General features: G+C 68.9%; 17 protein-coding genes and 3 pseudogenes. 8 read left to right on the plus strand and 12 right to left on the minus strand.

Annotation, left to right across the window (positions count from 1 at the left end; all coding sequences use genetic code 11):
- Positions 1–323 precede the first annotated feature (323 nt).
- Together ACZ7EG_RS25450 and ACZ7EG_RS25455 are read right to left on the minus strand one after the other, a co-directional pair.
- A complete protein-coding gene (locus ACZ7EG_RS25450) occupies positions 324–1,415 on the minus strand; it encodes a barstar family protein (protein ID WP_471083204.1) in 1,092 nt (363 codons plus the stop codon).
- Between the two features lie 55 nt (positions 1,416–1,470).
- Entirely contained in the window at positions 1,471–1,677 is a 207-nt protein-coding gene (locus ACZ7EG_RS25455; RefSeq protein WP_471083207.1) for a hypothetical protein, read from the minus strand.
- A 108-nt stretch (positions 1,678–1,785) separates the two neighbouring features.
- On the opposite strand from ACZ7EG_RS25455, the pseudogene ACZ7EG_RS25460 reads away from it, so the two are divergent.
- From ACZ7EG_RS25460 to ACZ7EG_RS25470, 3 genes and pseudogenes are all read left to right on the plus strand, one after another.
- A pseudogene (locus ACZ7EG_RS25460) lies at positions 1,786–2,012 on the plus strand (serine hydrolase domain-containing protein); the annotation flags it as partial.
- A gap of 245 nt (positions 2,013–2,257) precedes the next feature.
- Complete coding sequence (locus tag ACZ7EG_RS25465; RefSeq protein ID WP_471083210.1) at positions 2,258–2,752, plus strand: hypothetical protein; 495 nt, start codon at positions 2,258–2,260, stop codon at positions 2,750–2,752.
- Positions 2,753–3,506: 754 nt separating this feature from the next.
- Positions 3,507–4,124: a hypothetical protein gene (locus ACZ7EG_RS25470; RefSeq protein WP_471083213.1), complete on the plus strand. Its 618-nt coding sequence runs from the start codon at positions 3,507–3,509 to the stop codon at positions 4,122–4,124.
- A 296-nt stretch (positions 4,125–4,420) separates the two neighbouring features.
- On the opposite strand, the gene ACZ7EG_RS25475 is transcribed toward ACZ7EG_RS25470, so the two are convergent.
- From ACZ7EG_RS25475 to ACZ7EG_RS25490, 4 genes are all read right to left on the minus strand, one after another.
- Positions 4,421–5,011 (minus strand): TetR/AcrR family transcriptional regulator, encoded by a 591-nt coding sequence (locus ACZ7EG_RS25475; protein WP_471083216.1) that lies wholly within the window; start codon positions 5,009–5,011, stop codon positions 4,421–4,423.
- A 137-nt stretch (positions 5,012–5,148) separates the two neighbouring features.
- Positions 5,149–6,162: an NADP-dependent oxidoreductase gene (locus ACZ7EG_RS25480; RefSeq protein WP_471083219.1), complete on the minus strand. Its 1,014-nt coding sequence runs from the start codon at positions 6,160–6,162 to the stop codon at positions 5,149–5,151.
- A 93-nt stretch (positions 6,163–6,255) separates the two neighbouring features.
- Complete coding sequence (locus ACZ7EG_RS25485) at positions 6,256–7,167, minus strand: alpha/beta hydrolase (protein WP_471083222.1); 912 nt, start codon at positions 7,165–7,167, stop codon at positions 6,256–6,258.
- Positions 7,168–7,239: 72 nt separating this feature from the next.
- Positions 7,240–8,055 (minus strand): oxidoreductase, encoded by an 816-nt coding sequence (locus ACZ7EG_RS25490; protein WP_471083225.1) that lies wholly within the window; start codon positions 8,053–8,055, stop codon positions 7,240–7,242.
- 372 nt (positions 8,056–8,427) lie between these two features.
- Here ACZ7EG_RS25490 and ACZ7EG_RS25495 point away from each other — a divergent pair, with 372 nt between their 5' ends.
- Together ACZ7EG_RS25495 and ACZ7EG_RS25500 are read left to right on the plus strand one after the other, a co-directional pair.
- Positions 8,428–8,775, plus strand: a complete 348-nt coding sequence (locus ACZ7EG_RS25495) for a glyoxalase superfamily protein (RefSeq protein WP_471083951.1) — start codon at positions 8,428–8,430, stop codon at positions 8,773–8,775.
- Positions 8,748–9,210, plus strand: a pseudogene (locus ACZ7EG_RS25500) (amidase family protein); the annotation flags it as partial. The gene ACZ7EG_RS25495 and the pseudogene ACZ7EG_RS25500, both read left to right, overlap by 28 nt.
- Here ACZ7EG_RS25500 and ACZ7EG_RS25505 read toward each other — a convergent pair.
- On the minus strand, positions 9,129–9,893 hold the full coding sequence (locus ACZ7EG_RS25505; RefSeq protein ID WP_471083228.1) for an NADPH-dependent F420 reductase: 765 nt from the start codon (positions 9,891–9,893) through the stop codon (positions 9,129–9,131). The pseudogene ACZ7EG_RS25500 and the gene ACZ7EG_RS25505 overlap by 82 nt on opposite strands.
- A gap of 74 nt (positions 9,894–9,967) precedes the next feature.
- Here ACZ7EG_RS25505 and ACZ7EG_RS25510 point away from each other — a divergent pair, with 74 nt between their 5' ends.
- Complete coding sequence (locus tag ACZ7EG_RS25510) at positions 9,968–10,348, plus strand: winged helix-turn-helix transcriptional regulator (protein WP_365878247.1); 381 nt, start codon at positions 9,968–9,970, stop codon at positions 10,346–10,348.
- A 5-nt stretch (positions 10,349–10,353) separates the two neighbouring features.
- On the opposite strand, the pseudogene ACZ7EG_RS25515 reads toward ACZ7EG_RS25510, so the two are convergent.
- The 3 genes and pseudogenes from ACZ7EG_RS25515 to ACZ7EG_RS25525 all read right to left on the minus strand — a co-directional run.
- Positions 10,354–11,091, minus strand: a pseudogene (locus ACZ7EG_RS25515) (IS5 family transposase); the annotation flags it as partial.
- Positions 11,003–11,404, minus strand: coding sequence for a linalool dehydratase/isomerase domain-containing protein (locus ACZ7EG_RS25520; protein ID WP_471083231.1), 402 nt, complete (start codon positions 11,402–11,404; stop codon positions 11,003–11,005). The pseudogene ACZ7EG_RS25515 and the gene ACZ7EG_RS25520, both read right to left, overlap by 89 nt.
- Positions 11,405–11,484: 80 nt before the next feature.
- Entirely contained in the window at positions 11,485–11,715 is a 231-nt protein-coding gene (locus ACZ7EG_RS25525; protein ID WP_471083986.1) for a hypothetical protein, read from the minus strand.
- Positions 11,716–11,744: 29 nt separating this feature from the next.
- Here ACZ7EG_RS25525 and ACZ7EG_RS25530 point away from each other — a divergent pair, with 29 nt between their 5' ends.
- On the plus strand, positions 11,745–12,041 hold the full coding sequence (locus tag ACZ7EG_RS25530) for a TetR family transcriptional regulator (protein ID WP_471083954.1): 297 nt from the start codon (positions 11,745–11,747) through the stop codon (positions 12,039–12,041).
- A complete protein-coding gene (locus ACZ7EG_RS25535) occupies positions 12,022–12,603 on the plus strand; it encodes a TetR-like C-terminal domain-containing protein (protein ID WP_471083234.1) in 582 nt (193 codons plus the stop codon). The genes ACZ7EG_RS25530 and ACZ7EG_RS25535 overlap by 20 nt, the downstream gene beginning before the upstream one ends.
- 249 nt (positions 12,604–12,852) lie before the next feature.
- Here ACZ7EG_RS25535 and ACZ7EG_RS25540 read toward each other — a convergent pair whose 3' ends face one another.
- Both ACZ7EG_RS25540 and ACZ7EG_RS25545 read right to left on the minus strand, forming a co-directional pair.
- Positions 12,853–13,374 (minus strand): hypothetical protein, encoded by a 522-nt coding sequence (locus tag ACZ7EG_RS25540; RefSeq protein ID WP_471083237.1) that lies wholly within the window; start codon positions 13,372–13,374, stop codon positions 12,853–12,855.
- A 412-nt stretch (positions 13,375–13,786) separates the two neighbouring features.
- The gene (locus ACZ7EG_RS25545) at positions 13,787–14,929 is read right to left on the minus strand and encodes an aromatic ring-hydroxylating oxygenase subunit alpha (RefSeq protein WP_471083240.1); all 1,143 of its coding nucleotides are present in this window, start codon (positions 14,927–14,929) and stop codon (positions 13,787–13,789) included.
- Positions 14,930–14,953: the final 24 nt, after the last annotated feature.

Raw genomic sequence — 14,953 nt, forward strand, 5'->3', positions numbered from 1 at the left:
GTACGCGGGCGCGGCCTTGAGGAAGTGACCCTCGGTCCGCACGATCTCGAACATCGGCTGCTTGACGAAGCTCGGCGAGAGGAGGTTCGGCGTGCCGTCGGGAATACCCAGTGCATCCGGCCATCGCTCCCACTCGGTCGGGCGAAGGCGCAGGCGCAGGGAGCCAGCGGTTCCACGTACTCGGGCGGATCCCTCGTGGTGAAGTGGGTTGAGCAGGTTCCAGGCCGCAACACTCGCGGACCGGAGGTCATCGCGGCCAATGACACGGCGCGGAAAAGTCAGAACCGTCGGACGGAGTCGATGCCCGGCGGGCGGACAGCAGCTCACGCCAGGGTGACGTGCATGCCACCCTGGGCCAGGACATCGAGGACCACGCCGAACAGGTCGTAGGGCTGGCCGTCCGGTGTCAGGGCCTGGGACAGGTGCTCGCGTGCTGTCGCGGCTTCGCGCCAGAGGAGGGTTGCGGGGGCGGTGTAGCCGAAGGTGCCGCGCAGGCAGTCGTCGAGGGCGGCCAGACAGCCGCCGAAGTAGCCTCCCGGACCGTTCACCGCCTCGCCGAGCGCCAGGTAGAGGCCCGGTACGTCGGTGACGTGTCGGCCGTCGAGTTCGTAGGCATGACCGGCGGGCCGGTCCCGGTGGGCGCGCCGGCAGGCCCGCTCTCGGACGAGGTCGAGCCAGGCTCCGCGGCGCCGGGTGTCGAGGCCGGCCCAGGCGCCCCGGGTGTCCGGCGGCCCGGCGAACCACTGCTCCCAGATGGGCCGGGCATATTCGGGAACGGGCGTGAAGAGCTCGCCGTCGAGCTCCAGGTCGATCCGATCCGTACCGGAGGATGGGCGCCAGGCGCTGACTCTGGCCCAGAGCAGGCGTTCGGTGAGCGGCTCACCCTGGTCGTCCTGTATCTCCAGGGCGGCCTGCTCCAGGTCCAGCGCCCGCCGGGTGCCCTTCATCAGTGCCGCCCGCAGCTGATCACCCTGGGCGAGCCCCCACAGGACGAGCGGGGGCGCCGACTGTTCGGGCGGCAGGACGCGGGCGAACTCTCGGCAGGAGCCCAGCCAGCGGTGCCCGTCGTGCACGCGAACTCGGCCCCTGTGTCCCTCGGGTGGGCCTTCGTAGTCGTCCAGGCCGGTGAGTACGAGACTGTCTGTCCCCAGGGGCAGGCCCACGCTCTCCGCGTCCTCCAATAGCCAGGGATCGAGCGTCTCATCGTCCGGCACCAGCCACACTCGGTCGCCGACCCAACCGCCCACCTCTGCCTGTGGAACCCAGCCGAACAGCTCGTAGGTCCCCCGCTGTGGCTCCCCGAACAGCCCTTCCACCTCGGCGCAGACGCCCCAGGCGTGCCCGTGCTCCTCCTCAACCAGCGTGTACCGCGCGCGCCCGCGATGGCCCTCGTCTTCATGCACGGTGGCAATCATGCCGGGACCAGGTTTCCACGGCGAAGGCATTTCCCACGTGGTCGGTCGCGATGCCTCAAGGCAGCTGGTCATTGACCAAAGAGCGGATCGGCTGGTCGACCACGGCGAACACGCCGTTGGAGATGTCGGCGCCGGCCTGGACGCGCGGCCCGGCGGTCAGCAGGCGGCGCAGTGCGTCGGTCAGGACGTCGGTCCCGTCCAGCAGGATGAGGACGGTGCAGATCCCGGCGAGTCCGAGCGCCGCCTTCGCCAAATTCGCCATCCTGTGCCAGCCGAGCCGCGTTCGATTCCATGATCGTGATGCCACACGTCCCACGCCTCTGGAGCGGGCATGTATCGCGAGGAGGCCGCCCCCAAGCCGGGCATCGACCTGGCTTACCTCTCCCCTGCTCCGCCCACGCGCGTCCAGGTCGTGCAGCGGCACGGTGTCGAGTCCAAGAGGATTCCCGGGCTGGTCGCCCTGGTCAGCCGCGGCGGCCGGACGCACGTCGAAGGGATCGGCACGATGCGTTGTGACGGTGGCGCGCCGATGCGCAGGGACACTTCTTCCGGATGGCGTCCACCTCCAAGCCGGTCACGATGGCGGCGGCGATGGTCCGGTGCTGCAGCGCCCCGCCTGGTCGCCACCGGGGGGCCGGGTAGCTCGAGGTGGGCGAGCACCTGCCGGTGATGAGTGTGCGGAGCGTGGGCGTTGACCAAAGGGAGCCTCCCTTTCACGGTGACATCAGTGCGGAGGCAGCCTCCGCTTCTTGATGGCTTCAGGATCGCGCGCGGAGGGCGAAGGAGCTCAGCTGCTGATCGAGGCCACCGAAGAAGGTCGTGCCCGACGGTACGGTGGCCAGGTGGCGAACATCTTTTCCGGTGGGGGCCGGGAGCTGGATATGTCCAACGGCGGCACCGAGGCGTTTGTCGAGGTGCTGATGCTCGCCGTGTCCGATCTTGCATCCGAGGCCTGGGACCTTCGCTTCGCAGCGCTACTGATCTTGCAGGACCAGAACGTGATGGGCCGTGGTGCGGTCGGCTTCCACCTGGAGGAGGTCGACTGGGGGGTCAGCGAGTCCGAGCGCGCGCGATCCAAGGACTTCGTACTGCGCGCCACGGCTCTCGCGGCGAGCGGACATCGCTGGAGCGAGTTGGGCTACCACCCGCCCCGCGTGCATGACTACCTGGATCTTTTCAGGACCATGGTGGAATATTTCACCCCGTCGGCCGGCAGCGGCTCTCACCACCGCTTCCCGGGGTCGGACGGGGCGGCGATGGCGTCGTGTACGCGTCACCGCGTCCTCAGCGGGCTCCCCTATTGGGAAGGCTGCTTCCTGTGTAACCGGCCCCGATAGCTGTGGTGGTCGGGCGGATCCAGCACGCGACACGGACGACTCGGCGGTGCTGGGCTGACGGGATCGCGATGGCACGGAGCGGCGTCATGACGCAGCCCTCCTAGATTGCGGTCGCCGGGCGTATCGCAGGAACACCTACGTACGCGTGCCGACTCCGCCGCACCGACCTCTCCCCCACCGACGCCCCCTCATGGCCACGCCGCCGTGACGGCGGCGTCGTGACGGCGGCGTCGTGCGGCGGCACTGCCGACGCGCAGGCACCGGAGAGCACGCCGCGATCCCCGGCCGGTCCACTCCGCCCCCGGCCGGACCTGCTCGCCACCTCGCGGCTGTCGGGTATCTCGGGGGTCATCGAGCGCGTGATCTGCGCTAACGCGGTGTCGGTGTCGGTGTCGGTGTCGGTGTCGAGACTGCCGAAGGCTCCATCGAGGAGCAGTGTTATGACCTGATCATTGCGCCACTTTGCAGTGAGCGGGCGAGAGTTCAGCCAGGTAGCTCAACCTTTCTGCGATGCTGGCCGGCCCGGTTGTGTAGCGAGCAACTCTTCGGTTGCCTCGCACGAGAAGCAGGGCCGACGGACTGGGATGCGGGAGCGGCGAGTACGTCATCTCGCCCTGCAGCATCCCCGTACTGTGCTCACTCATCGGCAAGAGCCCGGCTCGGTCTCATTGAACCCCGAGAAGATCAGCGCCTCGAGCGGCTCGACCGGACCGACGCCTCCATGGGGTGGCCAGCCGGTTCGTATGCTGACCGCATGGGCATGTGCATGGAAACCCTGATCGTCGACTGGGGCCATCTGGAGTCGATGCCGACTGGACAGCGTGAACACCTGGTCGAGGAGGCCGCGTTCGGCCCAGACGACGCGTATGACTACAACCTCCAGCCGGGGTGGACATGGCCCGAGCCCGCGCAAGCCCGCTGGTGGGCGCGCTACGAGTTTCTCGACACCATGACCTCGTACAAAGCGCATTTCTGGGCCGGCGAACGCTGGGATGAACTGCGCGCCTTCGTCGATGCGCCGTTGCGGGACGCCCTCGACCAGTTCAGCGCCCCGCTGTTCTGGGCCGGCTCCACCCACGCGTCCCAGACTTCAGGCTTCTCCCCGACCGTCGAGCCGGACACCTGTGACTGGACCTCTCGACTCGATGTCATGCTCTGGCTGCTGCCAGAGGAGGCAGCGGCGCTGCATCGCTTCTGGGGGCAGGCCGAGCCACATCTCGGCTCCCTGCGCGAGCCCTTCGACCGCCACCTCACCGAACCCATCGGCTGGATCCAGGACTTCCCGTCGTTCTCCCGGCTCCTCACCGAATGGGGTGACGTCGTCAGCCAGGCCGCCCGCCGCGACTGGGCCGTCATCGGCCTGCGGTGCTGAGTACTGACGGCCGACAGACCGCTCGGGACCACTGGATCGCCTCCGTGTGCCCGAAACCGCGTTCCGGCCGGGGTGTCACCTTCGACCGAGCGCGTATGACCGGCGGCCGAGGCGCGGACCACACCGGGCGCGATACACCTGTTCCGAAGTTGGACCAGTAGGGGCTATGAGCGTCTCGCCAGGTGGCGATCACGTCTGCCGATCAGACCGCCGGGCCAGATCGCTGTTCCTGCGTCAAAGGCCGGCGGCGTCGTGTGGGGCGGCTCGTCGAGGCTGCCGGGTGGGACCGCGGCGCGTCAACGGGACTCCTGTACGCCGAGCAGGGTGAGGGCGTTGCGGATGCCCTCGTCGAGGAGTTCGTCCGAGAGTCGCCGGTCGGCCAGGGCGCGGGAGAGCTGCAACGTTCCGACCATCATGGCGTAGACGCTGAGGGTCTTCGTGTGCACCGAGCGCGGATCGGCGGGCGCCAGGCGAGCGGCGATACCGTCGACGACGGCGAGCACGCCGTCGGTGTACGCCTGCTTGGTCTCGTCCGCGCAGCGCCCGATCTCATCGAGGAGTGCCGCGGAGGGGCAGCCGTCGTCGGGACTGTCGCGGTGCTGGGGTGACAGATACCACCGTACGATCTGCTCGAGTCCGGCGATGCCGGGGGCCGCCTGCTCGATGACGTTCGCGTACTGCGCGCTCAACTGGTCCGCGACCGCGGTGGCCACGAGGTCGTCCTTTGACGCGAAGTGGGCGTAGAAGGCGCCGTTGGTCAGTCCGGCGTCCGCCATCAGCGTCGAGATGCCAGAGCCGTCGATCCCGTCCCGCTTGAACCGGCGGCCGGCGGTCTCGATGATCCGCTGCCTCGTCGCCTGCTTGTGCTCTTTCCCGTAACGCGCCACCCGCTCGCTCCTCTACGCGCCCGAAGGGTCACCTGCCCTCCGCCGACTTCGCCATCATATTGGATTGCGAACGTACTCCAATGGTGTGCCGGCCGTGCCTTGGAGCGCCGACACTCCTTCTCTGCGGCCGGCCCGATTCACTCGCCGTCGGGGGCCATCGAGATCACGACCTTTCCGGCCGTGGTACGCCCCTGCTCGACGTATGCCATCGCCTCGGGCGTCTGGTCGAAGGGGAAGGTCCGGTCGATGACCGGGCGGAGCTGTCCGTTGTCGTACAGGGCGCCGAGTTCACGGAGCTGGGAGCCGCTGGCCTGCATGAAGAAGAACTGATAGCGCACGCCCAGGGCCTTGGCCCGCTTGCGCACCTTGCGGCTGAGCGTGTTCATGACCACGCCCATGAACGAGGGGGCGCCGAGTTGCCTGGCGAACCCCGCGTCCGGCGGGCCGGCGACGCCGATGGCCAGGCCGCCGGGCTTCAGCACTGTCAGCGACTTCTCGAGGTTCGCCCCGCCCAGGGAGTCCAGCACCAGGTCGTAGCCGGACAGCACCTGCGAGAAGTCCTCCTTGGTGTAGTCGACGACGATGTCGGCGCCGAGGCTCCTGACCAACTTCTCGGTGCGGGTGTTCGTGGTCGTCGCCACCGTGGCGCCGAGGTGCTTGGCGAGCTGGATGGCCGTCGATCCGAGGCCACCGGCACCGGCGTGGATGAGCACCTTCTGCCCCGGCTTCACGTGGGCACGCTCGACGAGGATCTGCCAGGAGGCCAAGGCCACCAGCGGCACCGCGGCCGCCTCGCGGAGGGTGAGTGACTCCGGCTTTGGCGAGACGTCGTCCTGGTCGATCGCGATGAACTCGGCGAAGCCTCCGATCCGCAGGTCGCGGGGACGTGCGTAGACCTCGTCGCCGACGGCCACGTCGCGCACGGCGGTCCCGACCTTCGTCACGATCCCGGCGACGTCGTGGCCGAGGACGAAGGGCAGCTTGTACTTCAGGAGTCGTTTGAACTCCCCGTTGCGGACCAGTTTGTCCAGCGGGTTGATGCTGGTGGCGCTCACTCGGACCAGGACGTCGCCGTCCCCGACGGTGGGCTCTGGAACGTCTGCGGCGCGTACGCCGTCCTTGCCGTACTTCTCGACGACGAATGCCTTCATGCCGGCCATCCCTCTGCGTGGTCTTCTCGGCTGTTGCGTGGTCTTATCGGTTGTCTTTCGGCGGATGATGCGCATGTCCGGGCGGCTTCCGCATCAGCTGCCGAGGTGTCGGCGGAGCCACCGACCCATCTGGCCGATCGCCCGGTCCACCTTGGGCACGCGACCCGCGCCGAGGATGAACGAGTGCTGGCCCGCGGGCAGCGGCCGGACCTCGGAGGTGATCTTGAAGTCGGCGAGCCGACGGCCGAAGTCGGCGCCCTCGCCGGCGAGCGCCTCGTACTCGCCGTAGTGAAGGGCCGTGGGCGGCAGGCCGGTCAGGTCGGCGTTCACGATGCTGATGCCGGGGTCGGTGAAGTCCACGGCGGGATCCTGCAGCCAAGCTGCTCGGAACGACTCGAGGATGCCCCGGCTGAGCATCTTGTCGTGTTCCTCGTTCTCGTCGACCTTCGGGTTGCTGATGGTGAGGTCGGCCCACGGCGAGATGCTGATGATCGCCCCGGGGGTCGCCTCGCCCTTGGCGAGCAGGCGCAGCGGCAGCATGACCGCGAGGGTGCCTCCGATGGAGTGGCCGGTGCTGCCGATGTTCCGCGGCTCGTAGCCCTGCGCGAGCAGCCAGCGGTAGGCGGTCTCGGCGTCGTCGATCTGCGCCGGGTGGGGGTGCTCGGGCGCCAGGCGGAAACCCACGACGAGTGAGCGGGCTCCGGCCGCCTTGGCGATGTGGCCGGCGGCCTTGCGGTCCGATGAGATGGAGGCGGCGACCGATCCGCCGAAGTGGAAGTGGAGCAGTGCCCTGTCGGGGTCGGCGCCCTCGGGGATGGCCCACAGGGCGGGGACGCCGTCGGCGTCCACGTCGGCGTAGGTGACGCCTTCCGGCTCGGTCGACGCCGAAGCGTGTGTGTCGACGATGTCGCGGACGACGGCCAGATCGAGGCCCGGTGTCGACGCCTTCGCGCGCACGCTTTCGAGGAACTGCGCGAACCGCTGTGCTTCCGTACTGATTCCCATGGTGATGCTCCTGTTCAGGTCGGCGGTGAGCGCGCCTCTCGCGCGCGGTACGGGCCGATGGGCCGGGTGATGTCAGCCGGGCATCCGGTTGAATCTGCGGATCTGCTTGTCGAAGATCCCGGCGGGGACGAGGCGTCGCGCGGTGGTGATGCGTGAGGCGAGCGGTCCGGCGGTGTAGCGCAGCTTCGGCTTCGGGGCGGTGGCTGCCGTGACGACCTCCTTGGCGGCAACGGCGGGGTCGTCACCGGTCTCCATCGCCGCGGCGACCACCTCGTCGAAGACACGCCGCCGCTCCGCGTACAGCGGCAGCGGCGTGTCGGGCTGCGCGGCCTTGGCGTCAAAGGCGGTCCGGGTGTAGCCGGGCTCGACGAGCAGGACGCGGACGCCGTGCTCGCGGACCTCGTGGTCCAGGGACTCGGAATAGCCCTCGACGGCGTGCTTCGCCGCGACGTAGAGGGCCATGTAGGGCTGCGGGACGACGCCGAGGACGGACGAGAGGTTGATGATGCGGCCACGGCCCTGGGCGCGCATGTGCGGCAGGACGGCCTTCGTCATGCGGACGAGACCGAAGAAGTTGAGGTCGAAGAGGCTCTGCGCCTGGGCGACGGAGTTCTCCTCGGCTGCGCCGGCCGAGCCGAGTCCGGCGTTGTTGACGAGGACGTCGATCCGACCGAACCGTTCGATCACTTCCCGGACGGCGGAGGTGACGGATTCGTCATCGGTCACGTCGAGGTCGAGGAAGGTCACACCGGCGGGCGGGGTGAGTCCCGAGGTGTTCCGTCCGGTTCCGATCACCTCGAACCCGGCTGTGACGAAGGCGCGAGCGGTTGCGTTGCCGATCCCCGATGATGCTCCCGTCACGAGTGCTACCGGTCGATCTGTGGCCATCACTGACTCCCCGCATAATGGAATTACGATCGTTTAACTTACGATCGTAAGACTATAGCGGGGTGGGGCGGATGGCAAGGAGTGGCTCCGGCGATCGTCGGGAGTTTTGCGGCTCGGTGCGGGAGGGGAGACCAGGGGGCGACGAAGAGGGCCGGCCACCGACAAGGCCCGGTACACCCTGTCCGGGCACGGGGGAGACGGTGGCTGCGGCACCGCGCGGGGATGCCGTACTGATGGTGGGCGGCGCGAGACCGAGCCAGTCACCGACGACCAGGCCGCCCGGCAGTTCGGTGAGGTTCTTGTCAAGGCAGGCAAGGTCATCGCCTGGCCTGAGGCGCACAACGAGCGGGCTCGGTCAGGGCCCGAGCCTTCATCCGGCATCGGCCGCGGTGGTCCGAACACCACGGCGATGGCGCCCCGAACAGCGTGGTCTGGATTCCGGTGCGCGATGTGTCCGCGCTGCACGAGGAATTGCTCGCACGACCGACCGCGCCGCTACGTCCGGGAGTCGATCCGGACGCGCCCGCGGGGCCGACACTGCAGGTCATCGACCCGTACGGAATGTCCAGCGATTCATGCAGCCGCTATCCGCACGGTGGCGACCCCCGGCAGAGCGCGGCACGGCACGCGGAGCGCTCTGCCGACACGGCCCTTGACACGAACCGCTCCAGGGAACGAGGGCCGAAGAACTCGTGGCTGCCTTGCGTGCCGGTGAAGTGACATCGGTGGAGCTGACCGGCGAGGCAATCGCTCGTATCAAGCAGGACGACAAGGTGACTAAGGCACTGCCGGCCGGATTTCGACCATGCGCGGGCCGCCGCGCCCGATGCCGACCGGGCGCGCGCCCGCGGCGAGGGCCGGCCACTGCTCGGAATTCCGGTGACCGCCAAGGGGTCCTACAGCATCGCCGGGCTGCCCACGACCCGGGGCATGCCGATGTACCGGGACTTTGTGCCCGCCGAGGACGCTGTACAGGTGTCACGGCTCCGGGCCGCCACGCACGGTGGTGCTCCGTAAGACCAATGTGCCCTTGGAGCTGCAGGATCTGCAGGATCTGCAGATCTTCACGATACCTATGGCACCACCAGCAACCCATGGTCCCCGAGATCGAATGCGACGGGCAGCGCTGGGTGCGGCGCGCCGTGGACGGCATCCTGACGGAAAGCCGCCGTGCCGCCCTTCGCTTCCTGGTGGCTCGGTCCGGCCGCGTATGCCAGCGGAGGGGCGATTGCCTGGGCATCCGCTCCCTCGCCGACCCACAGCGCGATGAACAGTGCGGCGGTCGCTTCCAGGAGTCCCGCACGTTCGAGACCGCCGCCGGCCACGGGTTCACAGCCCACGTCCCGCACCAACTCACGCACACGCACGAGAGCCGTCTCGTCGTCCCCGCAGACCGGAACGGCCAGTGGTCGCCCATCGAAGACGGGCGGCCGCATGCGCCACACGTCCTCGTGGCAGAGGTTGAAAGCCTTGACCACGTGGGCTCCCGGTGCTGCCGCAGCCAGTTGCTGCGTGGCTGAGGGGCCTCCTTCCGTCAGCAGCCGGAAGCCCGGCCCGACCGGGTTGGAGCAGTCGAGCAGCACCTTGCCCTCTAGGGCCCCGTGCAGGCCCCGTGCCACTTCTACTCCCGCCCCGAAGGGCAGCGCGGCCAACACCACCTGGCCGGACTCGGCCGCCGCGCGCAGACTGGCAGGCTTCGCGCTGCCTCCGATGCGCGTCGCGAGCCGCTCCGCCTTGTGTGCGTCCCGCCCCCCGATGGTCACGTCGTGCCCGGCCCGCACCCAGTGGGTGGCGAGCGCGTCGGCCATGTTGCCCGTGCCCAGTACGCCGATTCTCATCACGTGGTCCCTCTCCGTGTCTGCTTCGACCGTTCACACCGACGCTAGAAGGTTGTTCGGGCACCATTTGGTAGGTGACGACCGACGCCTTCCTCGCCGACTGCCGCGCCCGCCTCGCCTTCGACCTGCTCTCCAACACCTGGAACGCCGTTGTGCTCTGGGCACTGCGCGACGGTCCCAGGCGTCCGGTCGAATTACGGGAGCGGATCGGGGGCATCAGTTCCAAGGTCCTCACCGAGACTCTGCGCCGGCTGCAGTTCAACGGACTGGTCGACCGGCAGGCAGACCCTGACGCACCATCACGGGTCGAGTACCAACTCACCGCCCTGGGCCGGACCTTGTTGGCGCCCATCGACGCCGTCGGCGCATGGGCCTTCGAGTACGGCGATGAGGTCATGGCCGCCCAGGAAGCAGCATGCACTCCTGACCCGCAGTCCCCTCGTCCGACTTGCTAGACGGGTCAACAGCGTGAGCGCAGACATCGCCAGCAGATGAGTGCACATCCCAGAGTGAGGAAGGCTTCGTGGATGTCGTCGCGGATCTCCCAGCGGATCCGCAGGCGGCGGAACCAGTGCAGGTGGGCGAATGCGCGCTCTACGACCCAGCGTTGGGTGCCCAGACCGGAGCCGTGCTCGGTGCCCCGGCGGGCGATCAGCGGCTTCACACCGAGATCCCGGACCAGGCGGCGGTACTTGTCATGGTCGTAGCCGCGGTCACCCAGCACCACGTCCCGGCGGCGCCGGGGCCGGCCGCGCTTGCCCCGCACCGGCGGCACCGCTTCGAGTAGCGGGATGAGCTGGGTGACATCGTTGCGGTTGCCGCCGGTCAGCGTGGCCGCAAGGGGGATGCCAGTGGCATCGGTGATCAAATGGTGTTTGCTACCGGTTCTACCCCGGTCAACAGGGCTTCGGCCCGTCTTGGAACCCCCCTTTGACGCCCGGATGTGGGAGCCGTCGACCGCCGCCCGGGAGAAGTCCAGGGCGTTCGCCCTGCGGAGCTTGGCAAGGAGGACCTCGTGCAGCCGGGGCCACACCCCGGCCTCAGACCACTCGGCCAGGCGGCGCCAGCAAGTCATGCCCGAGCCGAAGCCGAGTTCCTGCGGCAGGTGCTCACACGAGATCCCGGTGTGCAGGACAAACAGAATGCCCTGGAAGGCCAGCCGGCCCGGCTGCCGCATGCGTCCCGGGTGTCGGGTCCGTCATGCGCGGGTTCAGCAGCCCTCCGCCCCGTCCCGTGTCACGCCAGTACATCCAGGCCTCGGGCAGCAGCAGCTTGTCGATCAGCCGTTGTATCGCGGACTGGAACAGGCCGGGCGCGGCCGGCAGCCGGTGGACATGGGTCAGTGCCAGCGCGTAGGTCATGTAGGCGAGCTGGTAGCGATAGGCGTTGAAGCCGTCCTGACCGTGCGACCGGCCCTGCATCAGCGACCAATCGTTTGGCAGTTGGCGGGACAGGTTGTCGAAGTGCCGCAGGTGGCCGGTCTGTTGCGCGGTGAGCACGCCCTCGGGCATCGATCCCTCCTTGCTCGCGGGTGTCCTGGTGGATGTCCTCGCGGATGTCCACGTGCATGTGCGTGTCGGCGACGACCTGTTCAGTAGGGCTGGGTCAGGCGCCCCAGGGCCTCGCTCGTCAGCCGTACGCTCTCCGGGCCGGCCCGCTGCCCGGCCGGCTCCAGCTCCAGCGGCCTCAGCGATGTCCTCACCACGAGCTCCGCCCGGTCGCGACGGCGCCGGTGGAAGCGGTCCAGCCGCTCCTCGACCGAACCGGCGCCGGTCAGTTCGGCGGCGGACGGCCGCGGGGGCGGCCGCGATCCCCCGCGCACGGCGTACCGAACGGGCACTGCGACGGGCGCTGGTCGCCCTTGCGGCCGAGAGCGGACCGGCCGCTGTCACCGCCTCGGAGCTGGCCGGAAGGGCGGGGATCGGCCGGGCGACCTTCTACCGCCATCACGACAGCGTCCCGGCCTTCGTCGACTCACTGCGCGCGGAGCTGATCGCCGAGCTCCGAAGCGCCTTCCTCGATGTCCGGCTCGACCCCGGCACGAAGCCCGGGACCTACGACGTACTGGCCTGCCGCGCCCGGGCCGTGCTGCTGGTCGCTGCACACGACGTGGATCTGTTCCCGCCTGATGTGGGAGGGGAACGGTGACGCGGCCTTCCGCGACCGCTTCCGGGCCGAGCTGGCCTTCCTGTTCGCCGAGGGCCTTGCCCGGATCGGCGCGACAACCGATGCCGCCTACTGCCCGCCCGAATATCTCTCGGCGTACGCCACCCACGCGATCACCGGCGTGCTGGGCGCCTGGCTCGCGAATGACGAGCGGGAACCGATCGAGGACGTCACCTTCTACCTGGTGACGCTCATCAACAGCAGTTCCCGGGTTCTGGAGCAAGAGACGCCTGAACGGGGTTGTCGAGCGCGTGACCTGCCTGCACCGCCATCTGACGCAGCCATGTGTGCGGCGTCGCGCTCCCCGAGGGGGTGCCACCACAGTGACTCGACCAAGGTGCCCGGTTCGAAGGGGAGGCCGACGACGGTCACGGCGTCGTGGACGACGGGCAGGCGGGCGACTCGCTCAGGGACCAGACCCGGGCGGCCCGTGCCCGCGATCAGATGGGGTACGGCCAGGAAGTTCTCCGTCGTGATCTCCACATGCGGCTCGATGCCCTCGGCCCGCAGCCGGTTGAGCGGGGAAAAGGCCGGCGCGGGATGACGGTGGGGCGCCACCCACGGCCGCCTGGCCAGTTCCGCCCTGGTCAACGACGCCGTCCGGACGCTGTCCGGACACACGAGGCACCGCCGACGGTCCTGGTACGGATCGACGGGGGGACTCGCCATCAGGCCCTGCGGAAGGAGCGCGACGTCGACCTCGCGCAGACACTCCGGGGGGTTGTCCCAGTTCAGAGGGCACTTTCGCTGTTCCGGTCAAGATCCGGACACGGCCGCAAGTGCAACGCGCGGGCTAGGCCGCATCGTGGATGACGAGCTTGAACTCGGCGAGGGTCAACAGGCGCGGAGATGCGTCGTTGTGCGTGACACGGAGCGCGACCGGAGTGCCCGGGACAACGAAGACACCATGATTCTTGACGTAGTACTGGCCGCCGGGCGTCGGCGTGCGGTGCTCGGTCGCCGTCGTGTCGTTGGGGTTCGGCGTCAGGCCCAGCGGGTCACGGACGTACTGGTCGCGCAGCTCGGTGTAGCCGGCCGTGCCGCTGGCGGACTCCCACTGGATCATCGCGTGCAGGTGGCCCCAGCCGGCTTTGGACGGCCAGATCAGGCCGCTCCGGTCGTCCGTCGCCCAGTCACTCACCACATAACCGTCCGGCTGGAGGGCCTGGTGCATCTCGAATCGGTCCGTCGATTCCGCCGCTCCGAAGGGGAACCGGACGATCTTGTACGTGGTCCCCGGCGAGATCAGCTGAGGTGTATCGACTTTGAGAGAGCAGACTTGCACTCCGGCCGCAGCGCCACCATCCGTAGCCATAGTTCAGCATTGCCCACGGTCGGCCGACGATATGCCCACGCGCGGCCCGCCTGCCCGCAACGCCGGCCCGACGGCGTAGACGACCCCGTCGGAGAACTCGCTGACGATGTCGACCGGTTCGCCTTCGGCCAGGCCCTGGGCGGCGAGGTCGTCCGGGGTCTACGAAGAGCACTCTGCGGCCCTGGTGGATGCCGCGGTAGCGGTCGTCCAGGCCGTAGATGGTGGTGTTGTACTGGCTTGTGCGAGCGGATGGTCCGGAGCCGCTGGGGGTTCTTGAAGCGCGGCAGGCCCGCTTCGGGGAGGGGGTTGACCGAGATGATCCGGGCTCCCCGGTCCTTGGCGGTTTCGAGTGCCGGGAGCATCCGGGGTGGTTGGTGCCCGGGTCCTCGGCGGGTGCCGTGCGGGCCATCGGCTAGCGCTCCGCGAGGTCGGCGCGGGTGCCGAGGCGGTCCTGGACCCAGTCGTGGAACTCGCCGATGTGGTGCTCGCTGGGCACCAGGACGCCGCCCTTGGCGTACAGGCGGGAGCTCATGGCCGGCTGGCAGCGCTCGCAGGCGTCGAAGTCCTGCCGGTTGACCCGGTCGAACAGCTCCACGGACCGGCTGACGTCCCGGCCGCTGTCCACCACGCCCTTCAGGTACAGCCAGTCGCACTCCACGATCGTGCGGTCGACCGCGACCGGGAACATCCGGTGGAAGATCACATGGTCGGGGACGAGATTGATGAACACCTGCGGGCGCACCGTGATCGCGTAATAGCGGCGGTCCTGGTCCTCGGTGACGCCCGGGATGCGGTCCAGGCCCTCCGAGCCGTCCACGGTGAAGCCCCGGACGTCCGCGCCGAACTCGGCGCCGTGCCCCACGTAGAACTGTGCGGCGTACCCGTCGGCGAACTCCGGCAGCACCTCGGTCAGCTCCGGGTGGATGGTCGCGCAGTGGTAGCACTCCATGAAGTTCTCGATGATCAGCTTCCAGTTGGCCTGGACGTCGTAGACGATCCGCCGACCGACCTCCAGGCTCTCGACGCCGTACCGCTCGATGGACCCGACGTCGCCCAGGCGCGCGACCACGTCGGCGATCACCGATTCCTCGAACGGCGGCGGGTTCTCGGACAGGCACACCCACACGTAGCCGAGCCACTCGCGCACCGCCACGCTCGCAAGGCCGTACTCGGTGCGGCCGACGTCGGGCATCTTGGTCAGGTTCGGGGCCGCGACGAGTTTGCCGTTCAGGTCGTACGTCCAGGCGTGGTACGGGCATTGGAAGGCCCGCTTCACCTCGCCGGACTCCTGCGTGCACAGCTTGGCGCCGCGGTGCCGGCACACGTTGAAGAACGCCCGGACGGAGCCGTCCCGCGAGCGGGTCAGCAGGACACTCTCCCGCCCGACGTCCACGGTCCGGAACGCTCCCGGCTTCGCCAGTTCCGACGCGCGTACCGCGCAGAACCACATGGACTCGAAGATGTGCTCCTGCTCCAGGCGGAAGATCTCCGGGTCGGTGTAGTGGTCGCCGGGCAGGGTGGCGATCAGGCTGTCCGGCAGGCCGGTCGTGGTCATGGTTCACCTCGGAGTGAATCGCCC

The organism is Streptomyces sp. NPDC037100 (assembly GCF_055606225.1).

Excerpts from the sequence above, each read along its gene's own strand:
- ACZ7EG_RS25450 (WP_471083204.1), bottom strand. The coding sequence starts at position 1,415 with ATGATTGCCACCGTGCATGAAGACGAGGGCCATCGCGGGCGCGCGCGG.
- ACZ7EG_RS25455 (WP_471083207.1), bottom strand. The coding sequence starts at position 1,677 with ATGGCGAATTTGGCGAAGGCGGCGCTCGGACTCGCCGGGATCTGCACC.
- ACZ7EG_RS25470 (WP_471083213.1), top strand. The coding sequence starts at position 3,507 with ATGGGCATGTGCATGGAAACCCTGATCGTCGACTGGGGCCATCTGGAG.
- ACZ7EG_RS25480 (WP_471083219.1), bottom strand. The coding sequence starts at position 6,162 with ATGAAGGCATTCGTCGTCGAGAAGTACGGCAAGGACGGCGTACGCGCC.
- ACZ7EG_RS25485 (WP_471083222.1), bottom strand. The coding sequence starts at position 7,167 with ATGGGAATCAGTACGGAAGCACAGCGGTTCGCGCAGTTCCTCGAAAGC.
- ACZ7EG_RS25490 (WP_471083225.1), bottom strand. The coding sequence starts at position 8,055 with ATGGCCACAGATCGACCGGTAGCACTCGTGACGGGAGCATCATCGGGG.
- ACZ7EG_RS25505 (WP_471083228.1), bottom strand. The coding sequence starts at position 9,893 with ATGAGAATCGGCGTACTGGGCACGGGCAACATGGCCGACGCGCTCGCC.
- ACZ7EG_RS25520 (WP_471083231.1), bottom strand. The coding sequence starts at position 11,404 with ATGCCCGAGGGCGTGCTCACCGCGCAACAGACCGGCCACCTGCGGCAC.
- ACZ7EG_RS25535 (WP_471083234.1), top strand. The coding sequence starts at position 12,022 with ATGTGGGAGGGGAACGGTGACGCGGCCTTCCGCGACCGCTTCCGGGCC.
- ACZ7EG_RS25540 (WP_471083237.1), bottom strand. The coding sequence starts at position 13,374 with ATGGCTACGGATGGTGGCGCTGCGGCCGGAGTGCAAGTCTGCTCTCTC.
- ACZ7EG_RS25545 (WP_471083240.1), bottom strand. The coding sequence starts at position 14,929 with ATGACCACGACCGGCCTGCCGGACAGCCTGATCGCCACCCTGCCCGGC.